Below are 21,138 nucleotides of genomic sequence, written 5' to 3'. Positions count from 1 at the left end.
TAATTTAATAATGGAATTTAAAAAACTCTGGCAAGAGCCAACTACAAGATCAAAAGCATATTACATTTTAGACAATATTTTTAGTGCCATTACTCACGGAATTGGCTTTGGCCTAGCCGTTGCTGGTCTAGTATTGCTAGTCGTTAAAGCTGCAGCTACTGGGAGTGCATTACGCATCGTAACCTTTAGTATTTATGGTGCTTGTTTGGTCTTTTTATACCTATTTTCAACGCTATTTCATAGCCTAATCTTTACCCGTGCACGCAATGTTTTTCAAATTTTTGATCACACATCAATCTTTTTATTAATTGCTGGATCATACACGCCGTATTCGCTTGTGGCTATCGGTGGCACTTGGGGCTGGATTTTATTTAGCTTAATCTGGACATTGACCATTTTTGGCATTATTTACTATATCTTTAACCGTGGTAAGCACACAATCCTTGACACCGTTTTGTATGTTGTTATGGGTTGGCTCGTCATTTTTTCGGGGCAATCACTTTACGTTCGCCTCAGTCCCGTTGGCTTTTGGCTACTTGTTGGCGGCGGCGTTGCCTACACTATCGGCGCCTTATTGTATACCATGCGCGGTATTCCCTTCATCCATGTCATTTGGCACTTATTTGTGATGCTGGGATCGGGCTTAATGTACTTTTCAGTCCTGTTATACGTTTAATTATTTGCCAAAAAGGCAATAACTGCGTCTGTCGTGTTCTCAAGTTCGCCAGCAATGATTTTCTGCTTAATCTTGGTCAATAAATTACCTAATTGTGGTCCCGGAGCAATTCCAGCATTAATTAAAAACCGGCCGTCAATTGCTAGTTCAGCTGTTGACTTAATCGGCAGAGCAACATAGCGGTCAACCAAGGCTTCGGAATCAACTGGCTGACCCAAGATATGAGCAACATCAATTGCATTCAGCAGAATATCTTTTCCTGCTTCAAAAAGTTCAAAATCGGTTGGTGTCCGCTCTGAAAGTAGATCAAAAACAGCAACCACTTTTTCAACTTCGTTAGTCATGGCGTTTGAATTTTTCCAATCACGCATAAATTTAGCAATTTGCTCGTTAGGAATTTTAAGCAAAATAATAATAATGGCCCACAAGCTAGTTTCAATATTTGGATTAAACTTTAAGCTTGGGTAAATCTTCAATAAATCGCTTTTGCCGTCAAAATCTGGTACGTCTTCGCTTAATTGTGTATCTAAAAAGACCTGAAAAGCCTGACGTGAATGTGGGCCAATCCCCATTTTAACAAACTCATCACGAATCCGTTCTACCGAAATCTTTTGCAAGAGCTGGTGGTTGTCCTTAACTGCCTGCTCTGTTTTTGTTTCCAAATTAAATTGTAATTGACTCATAAAACGGACCGCACGCATCATGCGTAAGGCATCCTCATTAAAGCGCTTTTCCGGATCACCGACAGCCCGAATAATATGCTTTTGCAAATCGCCGAGACCATCAAACAAATCAATGATTTCGCCGCTCGTGTTCATTGCCAGTGCATTTATTGTAAAATCACGGCGTTTAAGATCTTCACTTAAATTCTGCACAAAAGTCACATGATCAGGACGGCGATAATCTTGGTAGCCAGACTCCGTTCTAAAAGTTGTAATTTCATAACTGCCGCCATTATAGAGGACAGTCACGGTTCCGTGTTTAATCCCTGTATCAATCGACCGACTAAATAGTTCTTTAACTTCCTCTGGATAAGCACTAGTTGCAATATCAATGTCATGGATATGTCGTCTCAGTAACAAGTCACGGACCGAGCCACCAACAAAGTATGCTTCAAAGCCCGCTTGTTCCAGTGTTTTAAGGACCGGAAGTGCCGCGGTAAAAATCGCGGGTAATTCATTTATTTTCATCATTAATTAATCAACTCATCTATTTATTTTTAATTTTTGTTAGTAATTTAACACTATTATTTTAATTAATTTTCAAATAGCGATTATATTTCATTATAGCCCATTTATAAGCAGAACACGACCTCACTCGTATTATTTTAAAAAGTCGCCAAAGAAAAAAGGCCACATCATGGTCTTTTTACCCCAAAATTTAATTAATCAGCCAATTGGTTATACAATTCCTGCATTTCGCCGTCCTCTGGCTCCAGCTTTAAATAGCGTTCTAAGAGCTGCAAAACAATTTCGGTAGCATTAGCCTCGGTGTTAAAGAAACGAATCATTTGCTTTAAAAAAGCGGGATTACTTTGAAATTCTGGATATGCTAGCAAGAACTCACTTTTGGCCTTGTCACTATTATCCAAATTTTCATAAGATAGTGCCATATTCCAGTGGTCTTGTGATTCCAAATCACTTTCATCGAGTTTGGCAAACAATTGCAGATTAGCTTCATTTTTACCTTCATGCAAATATAGATTAGACAATTGCAGCCGTAAATCATTATTTTCTGGCTCAACCTTTAGACCGCGGGTCAGTAAATCCTCAGCTGTCTTTAAGTCGTTCAATTTAGCAGCAGCACGTGCACCCTTAGAATATAATACTGGGTCAAGCTCATTATAGGCTAGTCCTGCTTGACTTGAACGTAAAACCTGCTCATTATCATTTTTGTGCTCATAAGCTGTTGCCAGAAGTGGGTATGCATTCACATAGTCCGGACTTTGATTGATAACATCATTCAAATATGTAATTGCCTGGTCGTCCTTATTAACATTGAGCATAATCAAGGCAGCCTGATATTTACTATCAATATCCAAAATATCGCCGCTATGATCTTCGATTACCTTGCTAGCCTCTTCATAGCGACCTAATTTTGCCAATGTCTGGTACAAGCGATCAATCAGGTTGACTTCACTAAAGTTTTTGTGGCGCGTTAATAAATCTTGATACAAAGCTAGGGCTTGCTCATTATGACCGCTTAAGTAGTCTAATTCAGCTAAACCAAACTTAACGATATCTTCACCAGGTGCTAATTTAGCAGCCTTCACCAGCTTACTATGGGCTGTCTCAAGCAAGCCATTAGTTTGATAGTAATCAGCTTGAACTAACAGACTGTCAAGGTAGGCTGAAGAATCCTCTTTAATATTATACAGTAGTGACAGGCCATCATCGTCTTCGCCATCATTCAGTAAAATTTCTGCTAAATAAACCTTAAATAAGTCTTCTTTAGGAAATTGGGCAATCAGGCTGCGATAAACTTCTTTTGATAAGTTAGTAAAACCTAAGCCCGTTAAATTTTCGGCTAAAGATGCCAATATTTCTGGTTCATCATTATCCAAGGCCTTTTTTAGTAAGACTTTTTCCTGCGAAAAATCTTGTTTTTCAATTGCGTCAAGTAATTGTTCAGAATACATTTAGTCCCTCCATTATCTTAATTATGACATAAAATCAGCTTAACAAGAAACATACCGAATTATTTATGCCCACCAAAAAAGACGGTGACTATCACATCACCGTCTTTTAAGATAAAACTATTAAATTATTTAACAGCTTCTTTAAGAGCCTTCCCAGGTCTAAATGCAGGAACCTTACTTGCTGGGATTTCAATTTCATCACCAGTTTGTGGGTTACGACCCTTGCGGGCTGCACGTTCACGAACTTCAAAAGTACCAAAGCCGATTAATTGAACCTTGTTACCTTTTGCAAGATCATCTTGGATTGCGCTAAAAATTACATCAACAGCAGTAGCTGCATCCTTCTTAGTTAACTTAGTTCTTGAAGCTACTTCTGAAACTAATTCTGCTTTATTTGCCATCTGGACTTCACCTCCCAAAATTTGAGCCCCCCTAACTGGACTCAAAGCTTATTCTTCAACCGAAGAATAAGAAATAATGATTACAATCTAATCATTGTTTCCATGCACTCAAAATAGCACAAAAGCCTTACTACAACAAGCTTTTTTACTAAAAATATTATTTTTTGTATATTTGTAATATACAAACTACTTTCTCTTCCGCGCTATTATTTTAATTGGCGTTCCTGTAAAATCAAAATTCTCCCGCAATTGATTTACTAAAAAGCGTTGATAAGAAAAGTGCATTAATTCCGCATCATTAACAAAAACTACAAATGTCGGTGGGTTAGTCGAAACTTGAGTCATATAGTAAACTCTTAAGCGTTTACCCTTAATCATTGGTGTTGGCACTAATTTACTTGCTTCTAGCAGTAAGTCATTGAGCACACTAGACTTAATTCGTTGATTTTGATTTTGGTAAACCTGCTTAACCATCTTTGGAATTTGTTCAAGCCGCTGACCGGTTTTAGCAGAAACAAACAAAATCGGTGCGTAATCAAGATACTGAAATTCTTGCCGAATTGTCTGCTCAAATTCCTTAGCACTGGTACTATTCTTCTTGGGTAAATCCCACTTGTTAACAATGATGATAATCCCGCGACCCGCATCATGAGCATAGCCAGCAACGTGCTTGTCTTGCTCACGGATACCTGTACTCGCATCTAAGACAAGACAAACGACGTCTGAGTGCTCAATTGCCCCCATCGCGCGCATCACAGAGTACTTTTCCGTCTTTTCGTAGACCTTGCCACGACGTCTAATACCAGCGGTGTCGACAATTCTAAATTTAGTACCATCTTCACCAACAAATGGGCTATCAACGGCATCCCGGGTGGTTCCCTCTTCATTATTGACAATAACTCGCTTCTCACCAACTAATTGATTAACAATTGATGATTTACCAACATTCGGTCGGCCAATAACGCTAAAAGAAATTTGGTCGTCGTCTTTTTTTGCTAAGTTTTTTGGCAGCTCACTAACAATCCGATCAAGTAAGTCACCAATTCCTGTTCCGTGAACACTTGATACAGGGATCGGATCACCAAAGCCCAAACTGTAAAAATCATAAATATCAGCCCTCTGCTCAGGGTTATCAGCTTTATTTACAGCCAAAATAACTGGCTTTTCAGTGCGATAGAGTAAGTGTGCGATCCGCTCATCTAAGTCCGTCAGGTGATTAGTTACGCTGGTCAAAATCACAATGACATCAGCTTCATCAATCGCAATTTCTGCTTGCGCCCGAATTTCATCTTCAATGCGGCCGTTTTCCCACGTGATACCACCAGTATCAATTAGGTCAAATTTTTGCCCCATCCATTCAGCCTTGGCATAGTTACGGTCACGAGTGACACCTGGCTTATCTTCAACAATTGCTAAACGCTCATTAATAATCCGGTTGAAAAGCGTTGATTTACCAACATTTGGTTGGCCAACAATTGCAACTACTGGTAAAACCATCTTTCAGCCTCCTTTATAAAATAAAAAAAGCCGGCTATACAGTCGGCTTTTTTATTATGATTAACGACGGTCCTTTAATTGGTCACCAATAATGTCACCTAAAGCGAAACCGCTGTCTTCGTTGTTCATGTACTTCTTAACAGAATTTCTGTTATTGTTGTATGAACTGTGTGAACGAGAACCTTCATTGTCAGAGCCTTTAGAATCAGCTGCTTTCATTGAAAGTGAAATCCGACGTTCACTTGGGTCAATGTTCAAAACCTTAACCTTAACAGTTTGGCCAACTTCCAAAACATCACTAGGTTTGTCCACGTGCTTATATGAAATTTCTGAAACGTGAACTAAGCCTTGAATACCGTCAGCAACTTCAACGAAAGCACCAAAGTTAGTCAATGACTTAACTTCACCTTCAAAAATGTCACCTTCGTGTAAGTCTGAAGTGGCTTGTTCAAATGGAGAAGGTTCAGTTTGCTTGATTGAAAGGGAGATGCGATGTCTGTCATCATCAATACCGATAACTTTGACCTTAACATCTTGACCAGCCTTTAATACATCGCTAGGCTTATCAACGTGCTTGTATGAAATTTCTGAGATGTGAACTAAACCGTCAACACCACCAACATCAACAAAGGCACCAAAGTTAGTCAAACGAGAAACTTTACCTTCAACAACATCACCAACAACTAATTGTGATGCTACTTTATCAAAGGCTTCTTCACGTTCTTCTTCAATTAAGTCCTTATGTGAAAGAATCAGACGATTCTTACTTGGATCAATTTCGGTAATCTTAAGTTTCATAGTCTTACCAATGTAAGGCTTAAGATCAGAAACATAACGGTTAGAAATAAGTGAAGCTGGTAAAAATCCTCTAGTACCAACGTCAACTAATAAACCACCACGAACAGAAGCTGTGACAGTACCTTCGATTGTCTTACCTGCTTCAAAGTCCTTTTGTAATTCGTCATAAGCTTCTCTTTCCTTAAGACGAGTTACTGAGAAGAAGAACTCACCGTTTTCCTTGTCACCGCCGGCTTTTCTTAAAACTAAAGCTTTAAGCTTATCACCCGGTTTAACAAGGTCACGTAAATCGGCGTTACGATCTGAAGTGAATTCACGACGTGGGATTACACCTTCGACACCAGCATTTTCAACACCAACATCGATTTGGCCGTCTTCAACGTCTAATACTTCTACATCGACGATATCTCCGACCTCAACCCCTTGCATTTGTTTCAATGCATCTAAAAATTGATTACTGTTTTCTGACATTATTTACCTCCCAATATCATAATCTAATTCTAAATGAAAGTGAGATATTTTTCTACTGTTTTAACCCCTTTTTTATAGTTTTTTTTGACTTTTTTTAATTTCAGCCAAAATTGCGGCAACAACTTGGTCAATTGTCATGGTCGTTGTATCGATTTCAATCGCATCTGACGCCTTTTTCAGCGGTGAAATTTCACGATGGGAATCTTTATAGTCGCGATCTGCAATATCTTGCTCAATTTCATCAACTGTTTTATCGGACTTAATTCCGCGCTCCTGCAAGTCGAGCATCCGTCTTTGCGCCCGCGATCTTGGTGATGCCACTAAAAAGATTTTAACTTCGGCAGCAGGTAAAACAGTCGTCCCGATATCACGGCCATCCATTATTACATTTACTTTTCCAGCCATTTGCCGCTGCAAAATAACCATTTTAGCCCGCACACCAGCCAAAGCAGATACCTGTGAGACATTGGCAGAAATTTCTGGTGTCCGAATCTCGCGAGAAATATCTTTCGTGCCAGCAAAGACCTTTTGTTCACCATTGACAGCTTTAAGTTCAATACCATCTTGGTCAATTGCTTTTAAAATTCCAGCCTCATCGCCATAATCAAGGTGATGTGACCGGGCAATCACCGTACATGCACGGTACATTGCTCCAGTGTCAATGTAAATAAAATCTAACTTTTGCGCAATAATTTTTGCGACAGTACTTTTACCAGCTGAAGCTGGTCCATCAATTGCTACTTGCATTCAATCAAAAAGGGACGCATAGTCCCTATCCTTTCTCAATAATTATTTCAATTTAAGTGTTTGTCCGGCATATACCTGGCCGTCAGTACTAAGGCCATTAAGTCGTACTAATTCTTGCGGCAAGACGTTATTCTTTTGTGCAATGCTAGTTAAAGTATCACCAACTTGAACAACATATTGACTTGGCACCTGCTGCGTTTTGGCTTGCGACTTTTCAGCCGAGGATTTCTTAACTGTGGCCTTTTTAGCTTTAACTTTAGGTAATTGCTGTATTTTACCCGTAACCTTCGCCTTTTTGGTTTTGCTTTTAGCCGCTTGCTTTACTCGATTCACATGCTTAGCAGGGGTTTTAGGTGACTTTTGGGTTGTTTTTTGCAATTCAACAGCCTGCTCCTTGACCTGACCACTTGAAGCTAAGTGATGAACAACAGGAATAAGAGCAATAATCACAACGACCAAAATTGCCATCGTGATTAGCCAGCCTTTATAATGTGGCTTGTTAATCACGGCTCTGGGCTCATTTGGACGTGCATAATGTTTATATAATTTTTCCTGTTTTTGATTCATCAAAATACCTCGATTCACCTAACTTATTTAATTTTAGCATATTTACCGGCGTTTTTGGATAAAAAAATCGGCCATTTAAATGACCGACTTAAGTTAAATTATCTCTTTAAATTGAAATTCTTTTGAACAAAAGGTTTCAAATTACGTAAAACTGCTTCAAACAATAGGTAAACAACAACACTGTTGATCAGTCCCTTTACGAGATTGAATGGAACAATTATTCCGAAAATATATGCTCCCATTGATGGAATATGTAACATCTGACCTAAGTATACCTTTTCGGTAAACCCAAGCAAACCAGAATAGCCGTGGATTGCTGGCAATTTTGGTATCATTGTTACGGCATACATTGGCGTCAAAATCAAAGCATTCAGAGTTGCCAAAACAATCGCCATGGCAATTGTTCCGCAAATCAAACCAATAATTGGCTTAACGTGTCGCTTCATTCCACTTGTTTCATCACGCTTCATATTTCTAGTAACAAAGTAAAATGGTAATGCAAAGGAAATTGATGCTAACAATGCTGCTAACTGACCAACAACACTTGGCAAACTAAAACCACTATAAACTAAACTTATCAGCATTCTAATAATCGCAATAAAGATCCCTGGCCAAATGCCAAAAAGAAACATCCCAATTGTAATAATGACATCAGAAAAATCAAATTTTAAGAAACTCGCATTCGGTAAAATTGGAATCCCCGTAAACTTAATAATGACAAATGCTACCGCACCAAACATCGCACAGGCGATTAATAATGCTAAATTACTCGTACTCTTACTCTTCAAAAAACTTACCTCCAAAACAATATTAGGTCTGTTGCTTCTAGCAACAGACCTAATAAAAGTAAGCTTTTTATCTACTTTTCTTTTAGTTTAGTCTGTCTTCTTTCATCTAGACTTTAACTATCGGTACCACTGTGGGGTTCCACCGTTTATACGGGTCGCGGACTTTCCGCCGGTCGGGACTTACACCCTGCCATGAAGACAACAAACTCTTTATTAATTTCTATCAATATACTAGTCTACATGCTTCAATCTGTCAACTTCTTCATGAGACAATTCGCGATATTTACCAGACACAAGACCATCAAGTGTCAAGAAAGAATACTTCTCTCGCGCCAGTTTTTCAACTTGATGGTTAACAGCCTTAAACATTTTTTTAACTTGGTGATAATGTCCTTCATGAATGGTCAATTGGACAATCTGCCGGTTATGCTTTTTATCCGTACGAATGACTTTTACTTTAGCTGGGGAACTCTTGTGGTGATCAAATTCAACTCCGCGCGCTAATTGTTTGCTTTCTTCAGGCAATAATTGCCCCTCAATGCGGGCAACATAAACCTTAGCAACCTTGTTACGCGGATGCATCATTAAATTAGCCAATTCACCATCATTAGTCATTAATAACAAGCCCGACGTATCGTAATCAAGACGTCCTACTGGGTATAACCGGTATGGTAAGTCGCTAAAGTAATCGACCACCGTTTTTCTTCCCTTGTCATCATTAGCAGTTGAAACAACTCCCCGTGGTTTATAAAACACATAGGTGTGCAAGCTCTCACGTTCGATTGGTTCACCATCAACCGTAATGTTGCTAAAAGTTTCCACTTTGGTCCCAAGTTTAGTGATAATTTCACCATCTACAGTGACGCGACCTTCCGTAATCATCTTTTCGGCCTTGCGTCTTGAGGCGATTCCCGCCTCAGCAATTACTTTTTGTAAACGTTGTAACGCCATTATTTTTCTCCTTTTTGCATGCTGGCCAAGTTCTTATCAGCCTGACCCTTAGCCGCAAATAAATCTATTTCGCCTTCCGCATTAATACTGTCATCTTCAAAATCTTCAATTAGCGGTAAATCGGCTAAACTTTGGTAACCAAAGTACTGCAGGAAGTAGTCACTAGTAACATACAAGTTGGGATGCCCCGGCGCATCTTTTTTACCGTCAACCTTAACAAGACCACGCCAAATCAGTGTTTGCAATGCGCCAGATGAGTTAACTCCGCGAATGTCATCAATTTCGACCCGTGTAATTGGCTGGCGATAAGCGACAATTGCCAAAATTTCCAAAGCTGACTGACTGAGTGTCTTCGTTAAATCTTTTTGAAAGTAACTAGCTACTGTCTTAGCAACTTCAGGACGCGTTGTCAGTTTGTAATTGTGGTTAATATGCAGCAATTGCAATCCTGAATCATGATTTTTCTGCAATTTATCAGCCAAGTTTTTAGCCAACTCTCGTAAAGCCGGCTGGCCAACCTGCAATAATTCGCATAAATTATCACTAGCAATCCCGTTGTCTCCTGCTACATAAAGTAGCGCCTCTAATTGCGCAATTTTACTTGGCATTAACATCAATTCCTTCTAATTCTAAGTCGCCATATGTTCGCGATTGACTGGCTCTAATTTTCTGCTTCTTGCACAATTCCAGTAACGCTAAGAACAAGCCGATAACATCGGACAGACTATGCAGCTCATCACTACACGCAAAAAAGCTGACCTTTTTTCCACCAGCAACTTTTTCTTCTAAGAAAGTAATCATTTCCGTAACTGGCGTTTCCTTTACCTCAACGGATGCAATATCTGGCTGTCTGATTTTGAGCCGCTGGAGAACTACTATAAAAGTATTAGCCAGTTCAGTTGCCGTAATCTGACCAGTCGGAAGAGGCTGCACCTTCTTAGTTTGCGGCACACTTTCCTCTTTAGCCACAGTAATCGGCACTGATTCATTACGCTTTTTAAAATAAGTCGAAATTTTCTTAAAGACCGAATACTGAACTAATTGCTGAACTAGCTCATCTCGCGGGTCCTCCTCAGGCTCATCTTCGACAAAATCATTCTGCGGCAATAAAGACTGCGACTTAATTCGCAAAAGCGTTGACGACATTACAAAATACTCACCCGCAATTTGCAAATTTAATTGTTGCATTTGCTGCAGGTAAGCCAAATACTGACTAGTAATCTGCGCGATTGGAATATCATAGATATCAATTTTTTGCGACTTAATTAGGTGCAGCAATAAATCCAGCGGACCCTCAAAATTAGGTAATTCTAAAGTTAAATTATCACTCATGGTTTTTATTTTCTGTTAAATATTTAAGTAAGTGGGTCCAGTCAGGCAGAGCCATCACCCGTTTATTAGGATTGCTAGCCGCTAATTCACGGACTGCCTCTGCCTCGTACTTGGGACTACGATAATCGGGGGCAAACGAAAGATACCGAATAATAATAAAATTCGCATCATTCTGCGTCCCAATGACCCCAATAAAATTGGCATTATTTTCGCGATACAAGTAAAGCTGAAATTCTGAACTGGTTTTATTTAAGTTGATTTCATCTTTTAGGTTGGCAAGATTTTTAAAATCCTTTAGGTAAGACAAAAGGCCCATGGCAACCTTTTCCTTATCACTTTTACATTCAATTAACATTTAATCACCTAAGTTCGCGGATGTGCTTTGGCATAAACCTGAAGAATATGCTTTTGCGATAAATTGGTATAAATCTGGGTGGTGCTAATATCAGAGTGACCCAAAATTTCCTGCACAACACGTAAATCGGCCCCGTTTTCCAATAAATGAGTTGCAAAAGTATGACGCAAAGTATGTGGTGTCACGTCTTTTGTTATCTGGGCCATCCGACAATATCGTTTAATTATTTGCCAAACTGCTTGCCTGGTTAATGAACCACCGCGATTATTAAGAAAAATATAATCGCTAGCTTTACCGACCTTTAATAGCAATGGCTGGCGAACCTTTGTCTGATAACTTTCAATCCACGAGATGGCCACTGGACTTATCGGAATTAGTCGCTCCTTAGAGCCTTTACCCAAGACCTTTAGCAACTTCAATTCTTCATGCAAATCATCAAATTTCAGATTAATCAATTCGCTAACCCGAATCCCCGTGGCATACAGCGTTTCCAGCAGTGCTCGGTCGCGCAAGCCTAACTTTTGATGAACATCAGGTTGGGCTAGTAAACGCTCAACCTCATCAACCGTCAGAGCAACCGGCAGGCGCTGCTCCTTTTTAGGCGGATCAATCTCAAGCATTGGATTTAACTTCTGAATATCTTGCCTAGCTAGCCACTGGTAAAATTTTCGTAAACTTGAAATCATCCGACTAATCGAGCTGGTAGCTTTATTTAAATCACGCTGCTGAGCTAAAAAGGCATCAATATCCAAAGCCTTAGTTGGCCAAGTTGACAGATTTTCGTTAGTTAAAAACGCAAGAAACTCGGTTAAATCTTGACGATAAGCTGTGATTGTGTTCGCACTTAATCCGCGCTCAACCTGACTGTAACGCAAATAATCCTCAACTTGTTCCTGCAATTTACTCATTTTGGTCATCGTCTGGATCGTTGACTAGGCTGATTGTGCCGCTAACCTTATCTTCAGTGATATATTTACCCTTTAATAAGTGACCTAATGCACGTTTAAAGGCAGATTTAGAGATCCCAAAGTAATTCTTAATTTCTTGAGCATCTGACTTATCGTAAAACGGCAGCGTTTTTGTATTCATTCTGCGTAAACTCATTAATACCATCTGCGCGTCATCGTCAATTTCTTCAAACGCCCGCGGTAAACTACTCAAATTAAGCCGGCCATATTGACTAATGCCAACAACGCGTCCCTTAAACTGTTCACCTAAACGCAATGGCCGTGCCATCTGTGAGGAATGAACAAAGCCCAAGTAATATTCCTTAGTAATTACAAAGGCGCCCAAGTCGCGACTGGCATAGACTGTACCAAAAATATTTTTGTTTTCCATATCATTAGGAAAATGAGCTGACAATTGCTCAAAAATATTTTCGTCAGCTAACTTCGCCCAAATACGATCTTTTTCATCAGTTATCAAATGGACTAACAACTGATCATCTTTACGTGGCCAGTGGTCTTTATCAAACGGTAAGTCGTCAACTGATAACACTACATCTTTATCAGGCAAGCCAATATCAATAAAAACACCCAAGTTATACTTAACCTCAGTAACTTTACCCCAGCCATACTGATCTTGTTGGGCAAATGGTAAGAACTGCGTCATTTCACAATTGTGCTGCTTATCATCATACAAAAACCCGCGAACTTCATCACCAATTTGGGGCTTTTCTTCTTGAGTAATTTCCTTACGCTTTAATTCATAAGTAATGCCATCAATTTGCACATAATATGCGTCTTCGTTTTGATCAATTACTTTACCTGTTTCAATCGTGCCTAGCATAGTCACTTCTCCTAATTTTACATAATTCTGTCTTTATTAAGTATAAAAGAAAATGCTGCAAAATAAAATAGCCAGCACTTAAGCTGACTATTTTATTTAATTATCTTGTTAATTACAGGTTAGAAATTTCACCTTGGTAAATTGCACCACGACGAGCATCAACTGTAATAGTTGTACCACTAGCAATCTTTTCTGTTGCGCCAGTGACACCAACTACAACAGGGATGCCAAGTGACAAACCAACAACAGCAGCATGTGAAGTTAAGCCAGATGCTTCAACTACTAAACCAGATGCCTTCTTAATTGCAGGCATGTAATCTGGGTCAGTAGTCTTAGAAACAAGAATGTCGCCTTCCTTAACCTTGCTGTTAGCTTCTTCTGCACTGTTAACAACAACTGTCTTACCAACAACAGAGCCGTTACCAACGCCTAAGCCTTGAGCTAACTTGCTACCGATAATTTGCAATTTCATCAAGTTAGTTGTACCTGAATCACCAACTGGAACACCAGCAACAATAATTACCAAGTCACCATCTTTAACGTAACCTTGCTCTTTAGCAACTTTAGCAGCAACTTCGAACATATCATCAGTTGATTTTGGCTTTTCAGTCAATAATGGTTGGACACCCCAAGTAATACCTAATGAGTGTTGAATTTTTTCATCAAAAGTCAAAGCTAAAATATCTGCGTTTGGACGATATTTTGAAATCATTCTGGCAGTGTAGCCTGAATTAGTGGCAGTAATAATTGTCTTAACGCCCAATTCTTGAGCAGTTCGAACAACTGATTCACCGATTGCTTCAGTTACGTTTGAACCCTTGTATTCTTCAAACCGTTGTAAAGCTAAAGTGTTACGCTTCAACAATTCACGTTCAGTTCTTTCGTCAATTTCAGCCATTGCCTTAACAGCTTTAACTGGGTAAAGACCATTAGCAGATTCACCAGAAAGCATGGTAGCGTCAGTACCGTCAAGAACGGCATTAGCAACGTCAGATACTTCGGCACGAGTTGGACGTGGATTTTCTTGCATTGAGTCAAGCATTTGGGTAGCAGTAATAACTGGTTTGCCAAGTGCATTAGCACGTTTAATTAAGTCTTTTTGAACAAATGGAACATCGATAAATGGAATTTCAACACCCATGTCACCACGAGCAACCATTAAACCGTCTGAAACTTGTAAAATCTCATCGGCATTGTCGATTCCTTCTTGTGATTCAATCTTAGGATAAATCTTAACGTAGTCACAATTAGCATCTTCACACAACTTCCGAATGTCAAGAATATCTTGTGCTTTACGAGCAAAGGAAGCAGTGATGAAGTTAATTCCGTGTTGCAAACCAAATTTAATATCATCAGTATCTTTTTCAGTAATTCCTGGGAGGCGAATTTCAACACCAGGTGCGTTAACACCCTTCTTAGAACCAATAACACCCGTATTTTGTGCTTCACAGATTAATTCACGGTTTTCATCATCTTTGTCTGTGATTAATAAGTCAACTAAACCATCATCGATTAAGACGTGGCCACCAACATGAGTATCATCGAACAAGCCTTCATAAGTAACATGAATCTTGTCCTTGTTACCCTTCTTAGAGTCATCCATTGAAACGCGAATAACATCACCGGTATTAATGGTAAATTTTCCGCCTTCTTGTTCAGTAGTTCTGATTTCAGCACCCTTAGTATCAAGGTCAATTCCCAGAACTAAACCAGTTTCTTTTTCAACTTGGCGCACCATCTTCATCCGTGATAAGTGTTCTGCATGGTCACCGTGCGAGAAGTTAAACCGGAATACATTTGCACCAGCTTTTGCTAAAGCAGTAATTGTTTCAATATCATTTGAAGCTGGCCCTAACGTACTAACAATTTTAGTTTTCTTCATTATGTAAAAATCTCCCCAAAAAATCGGCTAATTATTTAGTCATTTCTTCATTTATATCTAGCAGTGTTTCATCACTGTGGTGTTTTTCATCAAACAAATCAAGGATGTCATGCGTACTTAACTTGTTATTCTCCATGCCGACAGCTAAACCGCCTTGACCATCGAGAAGTAACTTAACCGCATAATTACCCATCTTTGTGGCGTTAATCCGGTCAACAACGCTCGGTGAGCCGCCACGTTGCATATGACCTAAAATATTAGCGCGGGCATCGAAATCGCCATACTTTAAGAGTTCAGTCTTAAAGTCATTAGCATCCATCACACCCTCAGCTAATACGACAATACCATGATCTTTACCGTCTGCAAAGCCACGTTTCAGTGTTTCAGCAATTTCTTGAACATCATATTCGCGTTCAGGAACAACAATTGCATCGGCACCACTAGCAAGACCAACACGCATTGCAATATCACCACAGCCGCGGCCCATCACATTAACAATGAACACACGATGGTGGCTGCTTGCAGTATCGCGAATCTTATCGATTGCTTGCATTGCGGTTGTACATGCGGTATCTAAACCGATTGTATAATCAGTATACGGAATATCGTTATCAATTGTTCCCGGAAGACCAATTGAATTAATACCGAGACGAGTTAAAGCTAATGCACCATGGTATGAACCGTCACCGCCAATAACGATAACAGTATCAATGCCATGCTTTTTTAGCTGCTCAACACCCTTTTTTTGCACTTCTTCTTGCGCAAATTCTGGGTAGCGAGCACTATAAAGGAATGTGCCACCTAAACTTATTTTGTGGTCAACATCTTCCGCAGTAAGCGGAATAAAATCACCAGCAACTAACCCGGCAAAACCATAACGAATACCAACGACGCCAAGTCCGTGATGAATCGCAGTTTTAGTAACAGCCCTAATCGCTGCGTTCATTCCTGGAGCATCCCCGCCACTGGTTAAAATACCAATTCGTTTCATGAATTCACCTCATCAAGATTTATTGTGTAATTTCTCACATCATTTAGATTTTAACATTTTTTTAGTAAAAAATCTCACAAAAAACGATTATTTTTCCTGATTTAGCGGTCTTTTCAGATGTTAGCGTTAACAATGCTTACTTGTTAACACTTAAGCAAAAAAATATTTAACCTTTAAAATTAATCGCCTTTAAATTAGTTAAAATATACTGCTTTTTACTTGAGTCATAACGGTCATTTTGAATTCTAATTCCCAAAAGATAAACATTACCAACTTTTAGATTATCCTGCACTTTTTCATAAACATTAGGAAAAATAACAATTTCTTGTCTGTCAGTTGAGTCAGTAAAAGTAGCAAAAGCCATCGTGCTACCCTTTTTGGTTCGAATCAATTTTAAATTCAGTAGTTTGCCAACAGCTATCCCCGTTTCATTAATTGCAAAATCACGCAGTGGGCGAGCATTAAACTGTTCCGCGTATTTTTGCGCAGCAACTAGTGGTGAAGTCTTAGTTGAAAAACCGAGAACTTCATTTTCCATTTCTGCCTTTTCCACATTAGTGGCTTCGGGAACTTCCTTCATCGGAACACCACCTAAACTTTCAGAAAGAGCGATGTTCTGTCCTGTCAGTTCAACGTTTTCAATGATTTCCTGACTATTTGCTAGCAGTTTTTTACGGTTAGGATACAAGTGATCAAAACATCCTGCCTGAATTAACGCCTGAATGACTTTTACCTTAATAAACTTCACATCAATTCGCCGCAAGAAGTCATCAAGTGAAGCAAATGACTTTTGCCTTCTAACTTGAATAATTTCTTTTAATAGATCCAGCCGCACACCCTTAACTGCCTTCAAACTGACCAAAATCCTGCCATTAATGACCTGATAATCCAAAGTACTGTGGTTAATGTCGGGCGGCAAAATCTTGGTACCGGCCTCTTGAGCACGCATCACGTAATCACTTAACTTCAAACGGCTGCCACTATTCGAATTAAGCATTGCCGCGTAAAACTCAGCTGGATAATGAACCTTTAAATACGCCAGCCAAAAGGCAATCTTGGTATAGGCCACTGCATGCGAACGGTTAAAACCATAATTGGCAAACTGTTCAATATAATTGTAAACTCGGCTAGCGACTTCTTTAGCATGACCTTTTTTAACCGCACCCGCAATAAACTTTGCCCGCTCTTGTTCAATGACATCTTGCTTCTTTTTGGACATTGCCCGCCGCAAAATATCGGCTTCGCCTAATGAAAAACCGGCTAGCACTTGTGCTGTCTGCATTACTTGCTCTTGATAGACTAAGATGCCGTATGTCGGTGCTAAAATCGTCTTCAAAGTTGGATCAGGATAAGTAACTTTCTGCTTACCCCTTTTCCGAGCGATAAAAGTTTGGATATTTTGCATTGGACCCGGACGGTAAAGAGCGTTAACTGCTACTAAATCCTCAAAATTATCTGGGTGTAATTCGCGCAAAACCTGCCTAATTCCGCCTGACTCAAATTGGAAAACCAAGTCGGTATTTCCTTGCTGAAATGCCGTCATTGTCTGGGGATCATCTAGTGGAATCTGATTAGGGTCGATTTTTTCCCCCTGCTGGGCAATCAAGTCCAGCGTATCGCCCAAAATCGTTAAATTACGTAAACCTAAAAAGTCAATCTTTAATAAGCCAAGTGCTTCAACGTATTTTTTAGTTTGCTGGGTAACTGGGATCCCTAGCTGACCCGTTTGTAAACCAGAGATACCAGCAATTGAATTATCACTAATTACCAGTCCGGCCGCATGAATTGAATAATGTCGTGGCAAGCCTTCTAGTCTACTAGCCGTTTGAAACAGTAATTTATTTTTCGCACTCGCACCAACTAACAGACGCATCTTCGTTGACTGTTTATAAGCATCTTGCAGCGTAATCTTACCCTTGGCAAAGGGAACACTATTCGACCACTTAGTTAATTCAACCTCACTTAAGCCAAATACGCGCCCCGTATCACGTAAGACCTGTTTAGCAGCTAGCGTGCCAAAGGTTAAAATCTGCGCCGCATGATCCATGCCGTATTTTTGGAACATGTACTTAATTACATCATCACGCCGATTGTCTGGAATATCCAAATCAATATCTGGCATTTCGTGTCTTGCTGGATTTAAAAAGCGTTCGAACAACAAATGGTACTGAATTGGATCAACTTCTGTAATTTTTAAAGAATATGATACTAGAGAGCCACAAGCGGAACCACGTCCTGGTCCAGTGGTAATTCCTACGCGATGACAATAATTGATTACATCCCAAACAATCAAAAAATAATCATTAAACCCCATATTGTCAATGACACCTAGCTCATAATCAAGCTGCTTTTGGTAGTTAGCCGGAACTGGGAGATTTGTAAACCGTGCCTGTAAGCCTTTTTGAGCTAAATAATTCAGATATTCCTTCGAAGTTGGAAATTTTTGCTGCTTATATTGGGGCAAAACTGGCGTCCGAAAAATCACTTTAGCGTTGCAATCTTGGGCAATTTGCCAAGTATTCACTAGTGCATCGTCTAAACCCATTTCATGATAGCGAGCACTTAACTCCTGAGTTGATGCTAAAAAGTGCGACCCTTTTTGCTTGGCTATTTCCTCGGTATCTTGCAAAACTGTTCCTGTTTTAATTGCCTGCAGTGTCCGCCGCAAAAACTGTTCATTTGGTTTCAAATAGCGAGTATCTTCCACAGCAACCGTGGAAAGAGAAAACTGCTTTGCTAGAGCTTGAACATAAGCAAGATAATTTTCTTGGTGGCGTGAAGCATACACGCCTAAATAAAGCGCACTCGATTGCGGCACTAACTTAAGTAGCTGGCGAACAAAATCATTCCCTAACTGCTCCTGCTGCTCTTGTAAGTGAACCAATTCACTGCGGTCATTAGCCGGAACAATTAATACTAATTCACCTAAGTACTTCGTTAATTCAGTTAAAGTTAAAATCTTTTGATTAGTTCCATTCTCAGTTAACAAGTTAATTGCACTTGATAATCGCAACAGATTACGGTAACCTGCATCTGACTTGGCCAGAGCAATTAAGTCATATTGGTGGGCACTGTCAATTAAGCCATTAAGTCGCAGCTGCATCCCCAATAGCGGCTTAATACCCACTTTTTGCGCCAATTCATAAAAATTAACCAATCCGTAAGTAAAATTAATATCCGTTAATGCAACAGCCTCATACCCCTGCTCCTTTGCCGCTTGCAGTAAGTCCTTAACTTTAATTGGACTAGCAAGCAATGTGAATGAGCTAATATTTTGTAATGCGGCGATTTTCATCTTTAAGCTCCACCTTTCTTCTAAAATCAGTATACCAAAAACTAATTTTTTAGTTTGAAAAAGCACATAAATTTTGCTAAAATTCTACTATATATGAAAGAGGGAACTACTATGGGTCGTTATATAGTGACTATCTGTTGGAGCGTTGTCTACATGTTAATCGTGGGTTTTATCGCTGCACCGTTAACACAGAACGTCTTTAATTTACAAGATGCCGTGATTGTTGGTATAATCTTTGGTGTTTTGTTTGCGGCAATCATACCAACAATTACCGCTCATTCAAGTAAAGATAAAAGTAATTTTACCAAGCTTAAATAATTTTGAATTTAAAAACCGCTAGCTGCTTTGGCTAGCGGTTTTTACGTCTAAAAGAAATGATAATTAGCTTGTGTGTCAACTTTAACTTGCCCACTTGTTAAAAATTCCTGAAACATTTGTACGTAATCCTTATCAGAAATTTCTTCAATTTTATCTGGGCTGTACTCAGGATAAAAGCCGCCACCCATTACACGATAATTGTTAACGGCCAGGTAATAGGTGTGTTCGTCCTCAATGGGATGGCCATTTAATTCCAATTTAGTCAGGCGCTGACCAACTGGGCGTGCAATATCTGCTTCATACTTTACAGGATAAAAAACATCAAAGTTAAAGAGAAACGCCCGTTTTTCTGGCAAAAATGCAACTTTACCCGCAGCATCTTTAGTCAAAAATGACAAACTGTGTTCAATCACACGGCGTAACGCGCGGCCAGTTAATTTCACCTTACATAACTGGTTAGAATACGGATAATTAAGCAAAATATCCCGCATGGTCACTTGTTTGCCGAAGCCCTTGGCTGTTTCGCTCATTACCGCAGTTGCAGAAATATCAGCCCCAGTAAAATATAGCTGCATTGCCTGCAGCAAGTTAATAAACGGTGCCCCCTCTAGCCTTGCCTTGGTGGCATCACCAATCGGTGCTGGCTCACTCAGTGTGGCAATCGGTTGATCTAACCAACTTTGCGTTTTTTGATCCAGCGCTTCGGTTAAGTTATCAACTGTCTGATCTGCTGCAAAGTCCTTGGTCGTAATCAGCTCAGTTGTCATTGACGTGATTTTTTTAGTTGTATCGTCAATGTTGAGCACTACCTTACCAACGGCCTCGCCGCGATAACCTGGTTGGACAATAGCGGTCTGATTAACTACCATTTGCATTTTTTGGTGCTGGTGGCCGGTTAAAAAGACATCAACTTCAGGGATTTGCGCTAAAATTTTAGCGCCTTCATTTTCGCCATTATGCGGCATAATCTCACTACCCGTTTGGGGATCATCTTCAAACCCGCCGTGATAAATAACCGCTAAAACGTCAACTTGGGGACGTAAAATTTGGGCGTAATGCTTAACCTCAGCAAAGGCGGAAGTAAATTTTAACCCAGCAACATGGTCTGCTGGTTCCCAATGCGGAATGTACTGGGTGGTAATTCCAATTAGTCCCACCTTAACCCCGTGCTTTTCGATTACGCGATAAGCCTGGCCAAATGCTGGCTCATTAGTGTTTTGATTTAAAATATTAGCATTTAACATTGGCGCCGTATTTTGTGCAACATAGTACCTTAGATAATCTAGACCATAGTTAAAATCATGATTGCCTAAAACTCGTGCGTCATAACCAATAGCATTATAAACATCTGTATATTGCTTAAGCGCCAGTTTTGTGCCCGCATTATGGACGTAGGAAGCTAAAGGTGCTCCCTGCAGGCAATCACCCGCATCAGTCACAATCACGTTTTCAGCACCATATTTTGCCTGTTCTGCTTTAATGGCACTAGCAACTCGACTTAAACCAAAAGGAGCATCATAATCCGTATTTGTCTGATAATCCGTCGCTAGTAAATAACCATGAATATCACTAGAATGTAAAAATACTAATTTCATAATCTTTTTTCTTTCTATAAAAATTTGAGGCAAAAAAAAGACACCAAA

Annotated in this window: 20 protein-coding genes and 1 riboswitch; of the genes, 2 read left to right on the top strand and 18 right to left on the bottom strand. The window is 39.6% G+C overall.

Annotation, left to right across the window (positions count from 1 at the left end):
- Window positions 1-10 precede the first annotated feature (10 nt).
- Window positions 11-676, top strand: a complete 666-nt coding sequence (locus OZX76_RS04720) for a hemolysin III family protein (RefSeq protein ID WP_277181394.1) — start codon at window positions 11-13, stop codon at window positions 674-676.
- On the opposite strand, the gene OZX76_RS04715 is transcribed toward OZX76_RS04720, so the two are convergent.
- The 17 genes from OZX76_RS04715 to OZX76_RS04635 all read right to left on the bottom strand — a co-directional run bounded on the left by OZX76_RS04715 (window position 673) and on the right by OZX76_RS04635 (window position 19,177).
- The gene (locus OZX76_RS04715; RefSeq protein WP_277181392.1) at window positions 673-1,869 is read right to left on the bottom strand and encodes a CCA tRNA nucleotidyltransferase; all 1,197 of its coding nucleotides are present in this window, start codon (window positions 1,867-1,869) and stop codon (window positions 673-675) included. The genes OZX76_RS04720 and OZX76_RS04715 overlap by 4 nt on opposite strands.
- Window positions 1,870-2,060: 191 nt before the next feature.
- Window positions 2,061-3,314: a tetratricopeptide repeat protein gene (locus tag OZX76_RS04710; protein ID WP_277181390.1), complete on the bottom strand. Its 1,254-nt coding sequence runs from the start codon at window positions 3,312-3,314 to the stop codon at window positions 2,061-2,063.
- A 125-nt stretch (window positions 3,315-3,439) separates the two neighbouring features.
- Complete coding sequence (locus tag OZX76_RS04705; protein ID WP_277132704.1) at window positions 3,440-3,715, bottom strand: HU family DNA-binding protein; 276 nt, start codon at window positions 3,713-3,715, stop codon at window positions 3,440-3,442.
- 186 nt (window positions 3,716-3,901) lie between these two features.
- The gene (gene der / locus OZX76_RS04700) at window positions 3,902-5,212 is read right to left on the bottom strand and encodes a ribosome biogenesis GTPase Der (RefSeq protein ID WP_277181388.1); all 1,311 of its coding nucleotides are present in this window, start codon (window positions 5,210-5,212) and stop codon (window positions 3,902-3,904) included.
- A gap of 60 nt (window positions 5,213-5,272) precedes the next feature.
- Entirely contained in the window at window positions 5,273-6,481 is a 1,209-nt protein-coding gene (gene rpsA, locus OZX76_RS04695) for a 30S ribosomal protein S1 (RefSeq protein WP_277132701.1), read from the bottom strand.
- A gap of 72 nt (window positions 6,482-6,553) precedes the next feature.
- Window positions 6,554-7,228 carry a (d)CMP kinase gene (gene cmk, locus OZX76_RS04690; protein WP_277181386.1) on the bottom strand — a complete coding sequence of 225 codons (675 nt, stop codon included), beginning with the start codon at window positions 7,226-7,228 and terminating at the stop codon, window positions 6,554-6,556.
- 42 nt (window positions 7,229-7,270) lie between these two features.
- The gene (locus tag OZX76_RS04685; RefSeq protein ID WP_277181384.1) at window positions 7,271-7,795 is read right to left on the bottom strand and encodes a LysM domain-containing protein; all 525 of its coding nucleotides are present in this window, start codon (window positions 7,793-7,795) and stop codon (window positions 7,271-7,273) included.
- A gap of 98 nt (window positions 7,796-7,893) precedes the next feature.
- Window positions 7,894-8,583, bottom strand: coding sequence for an ECF transporter S component (locus OZX76_RS04680; RefSeq protein WP_348635191.1), 690 nt, complete (start codon window positions 8,581-8,583; stop codon window positions 7,894-7,896).
- A gap of 90 nt (window positions 8,584-8,673) precedes the next feature.
- Window positions 8,674-8,787: riboswitch (FMN riboswitch) on the bottom strand.
- A gap of 27 nt (window positions 8,788-8,814) precedes the next feature.
- On the bottom strand, window positions 8,815-9,534 hold the full coding sequence (locus OZX76_RS04675; protein ID WP_277181382.1) for a pseudouridine synthase: 720 nt from the start codon (window positions 9,532-9,534) through the stop codon (window positions 8,815-8,817).
- On the bottom strand, window positions 9,534-10,142 hold the full coding sequence (gene scpB, locus OZX76_RS04670) for an SMC-Scp complex subunit ScpB (protein ID WP_277181379.1): 609 nt from the start codon (window positions 10,140-10,142) through the stop codon (window positions 9,534-9,536). Before scpB ends, OZX76_RS04675 begins: the two co-directional genes overlap by 1 nt.
- A complete protein-coding gene (locus OZX76_RS04665) occupies window positions 10,132-10,866 on the bottom strand; it encodes a segregation/condensation protein A (protein ID WP_277181377.1) in 735 nt (244 codons plus the stop codon). The genes scpB and OZX76_RS04665 overlap by 11 nt, the downstream gene beginning before the upstream one ends.
- Complete coding sequence (locus OZX76_RS04660; RefSeq protein ID WP_277181375.1) at window positions 10,859-11,221, bottom strand: reductase; 363 nt, start codon at window positions 11,219-11,221, stop codon at window positions 10,859-10,861. Before OZX76_RS04660 ends, OZX76_RS04665 begins: the two co-directional genes overlap by 8 nt.
- A gap of 8 nt (window positions 11,222-11,229) precedes the next feature.
- A complete protein-coding gene (gene xerD / locus OZX76_RS04655) occupies window positions 11,230-12,138 on the bottom strand; it encodes a site-specific tyrosine recombinase XerD (protein ID WP_277181374.1) in 909 nt (302 codons plus the stop codon).
- Window positions 12,122-13,009, bottom strand: coding sequence for a S1-like domain-containing RNA-binding protein (locus OZX76_RS04650; protein WP_277181371.1), 888 nt, complete (start codon window positions 13,007-13,009; stop codon window positions 12,122-12,124). Before OZX76_RS04650 ends, xerD begins: the two co-directional genes overlap by 17 nt.
- A 112-nt stretch (window positions 13,010-13,121) precedes the next feature.
- Window positions 13,122-14,891 carry a pyruvate kinase gene (gene pyk, locus OZX76_RS04645; RefSeq protein WP_277132684.1) on the bottom strand — a complete coding sequence of 590 codons (1,770 nt, stop codon included), beginning with the start codon at window positions 14,889-14,891 and terminating at the stop codon, window positions 13,122-13,124.
- A gap of 31 nt (window positions 14,892-14,922) precedes the next feature.
- Window positions 14,923-15,882: a 6-phosphofructokinase gene (gene pfkA / locus OZX76_RS04640; protein ID WP_277181369.1), complete on the bottom strand. Its 960-nt coding sequence runs from the start codon at window positions 15,880-15,882 to the stop codon at window positions 14,923-14,925.
- Between the two features lie 166 nt (window positions 15,883-16,048).
- Window positions 16,049-19,177: a DNA polymerase III subunit alpha gene (locus tag OZX76_RS04635; RefSeq protein WP_277181366.1), complete on the bottom strand. Its 3,129-nt coding sequence runs from the start codon at window positions 19,175-19,177 to the stop codon at window positions 16,049-16,051.
- Window positions 19,178-19,288: 111 nt separating this feature from the next.
- On the opposite strand from OZX76_RS04635, the gene OZX76_RS04630 reads away from it, so the two are divergent.
- Window positions 19,289-19,495, top strand: a complete 207-nt coding sequence (locus OZX76_RS04630; protein WP_277181364.1) for a YjzD family protein — start codon at window positions 19,289-19,291, stop codon at window positions 19,493-19,495.
- A gap of 47 nt (window positions 19,496-19,542) precedes the next feature.
- On the opposite strand, the gene OZX76_RS04625 is transcribed toward OZX76_RS04630, so the two are convergent.
- On the bottom strand, window positions 19,543-21,090 hold the full coding sequence (locus tag OZX76_RS04625) for a bifunctional UDP-sugar hydrolase/5'-nucleotidase (protein WP_277181362.1): 1,548 nt from the start codon (window positions 21,088-21,090) through the stop codon (window positions 19,543-19,545).
- Window positions 21,091-21,138: the final 48 nt, after the last annotated feature.

Source organism: Lactobacillus sp. ESL0677 (assembly GCF_029392875.1).
GTDB lineage: Bacteria > Bacillota > Bacilli > Lactobacillales > Lactobacillaceae > Lactobacillus.
This window is presented reverse-complemented; position numbering and strand designations above follow the sequence as displayed.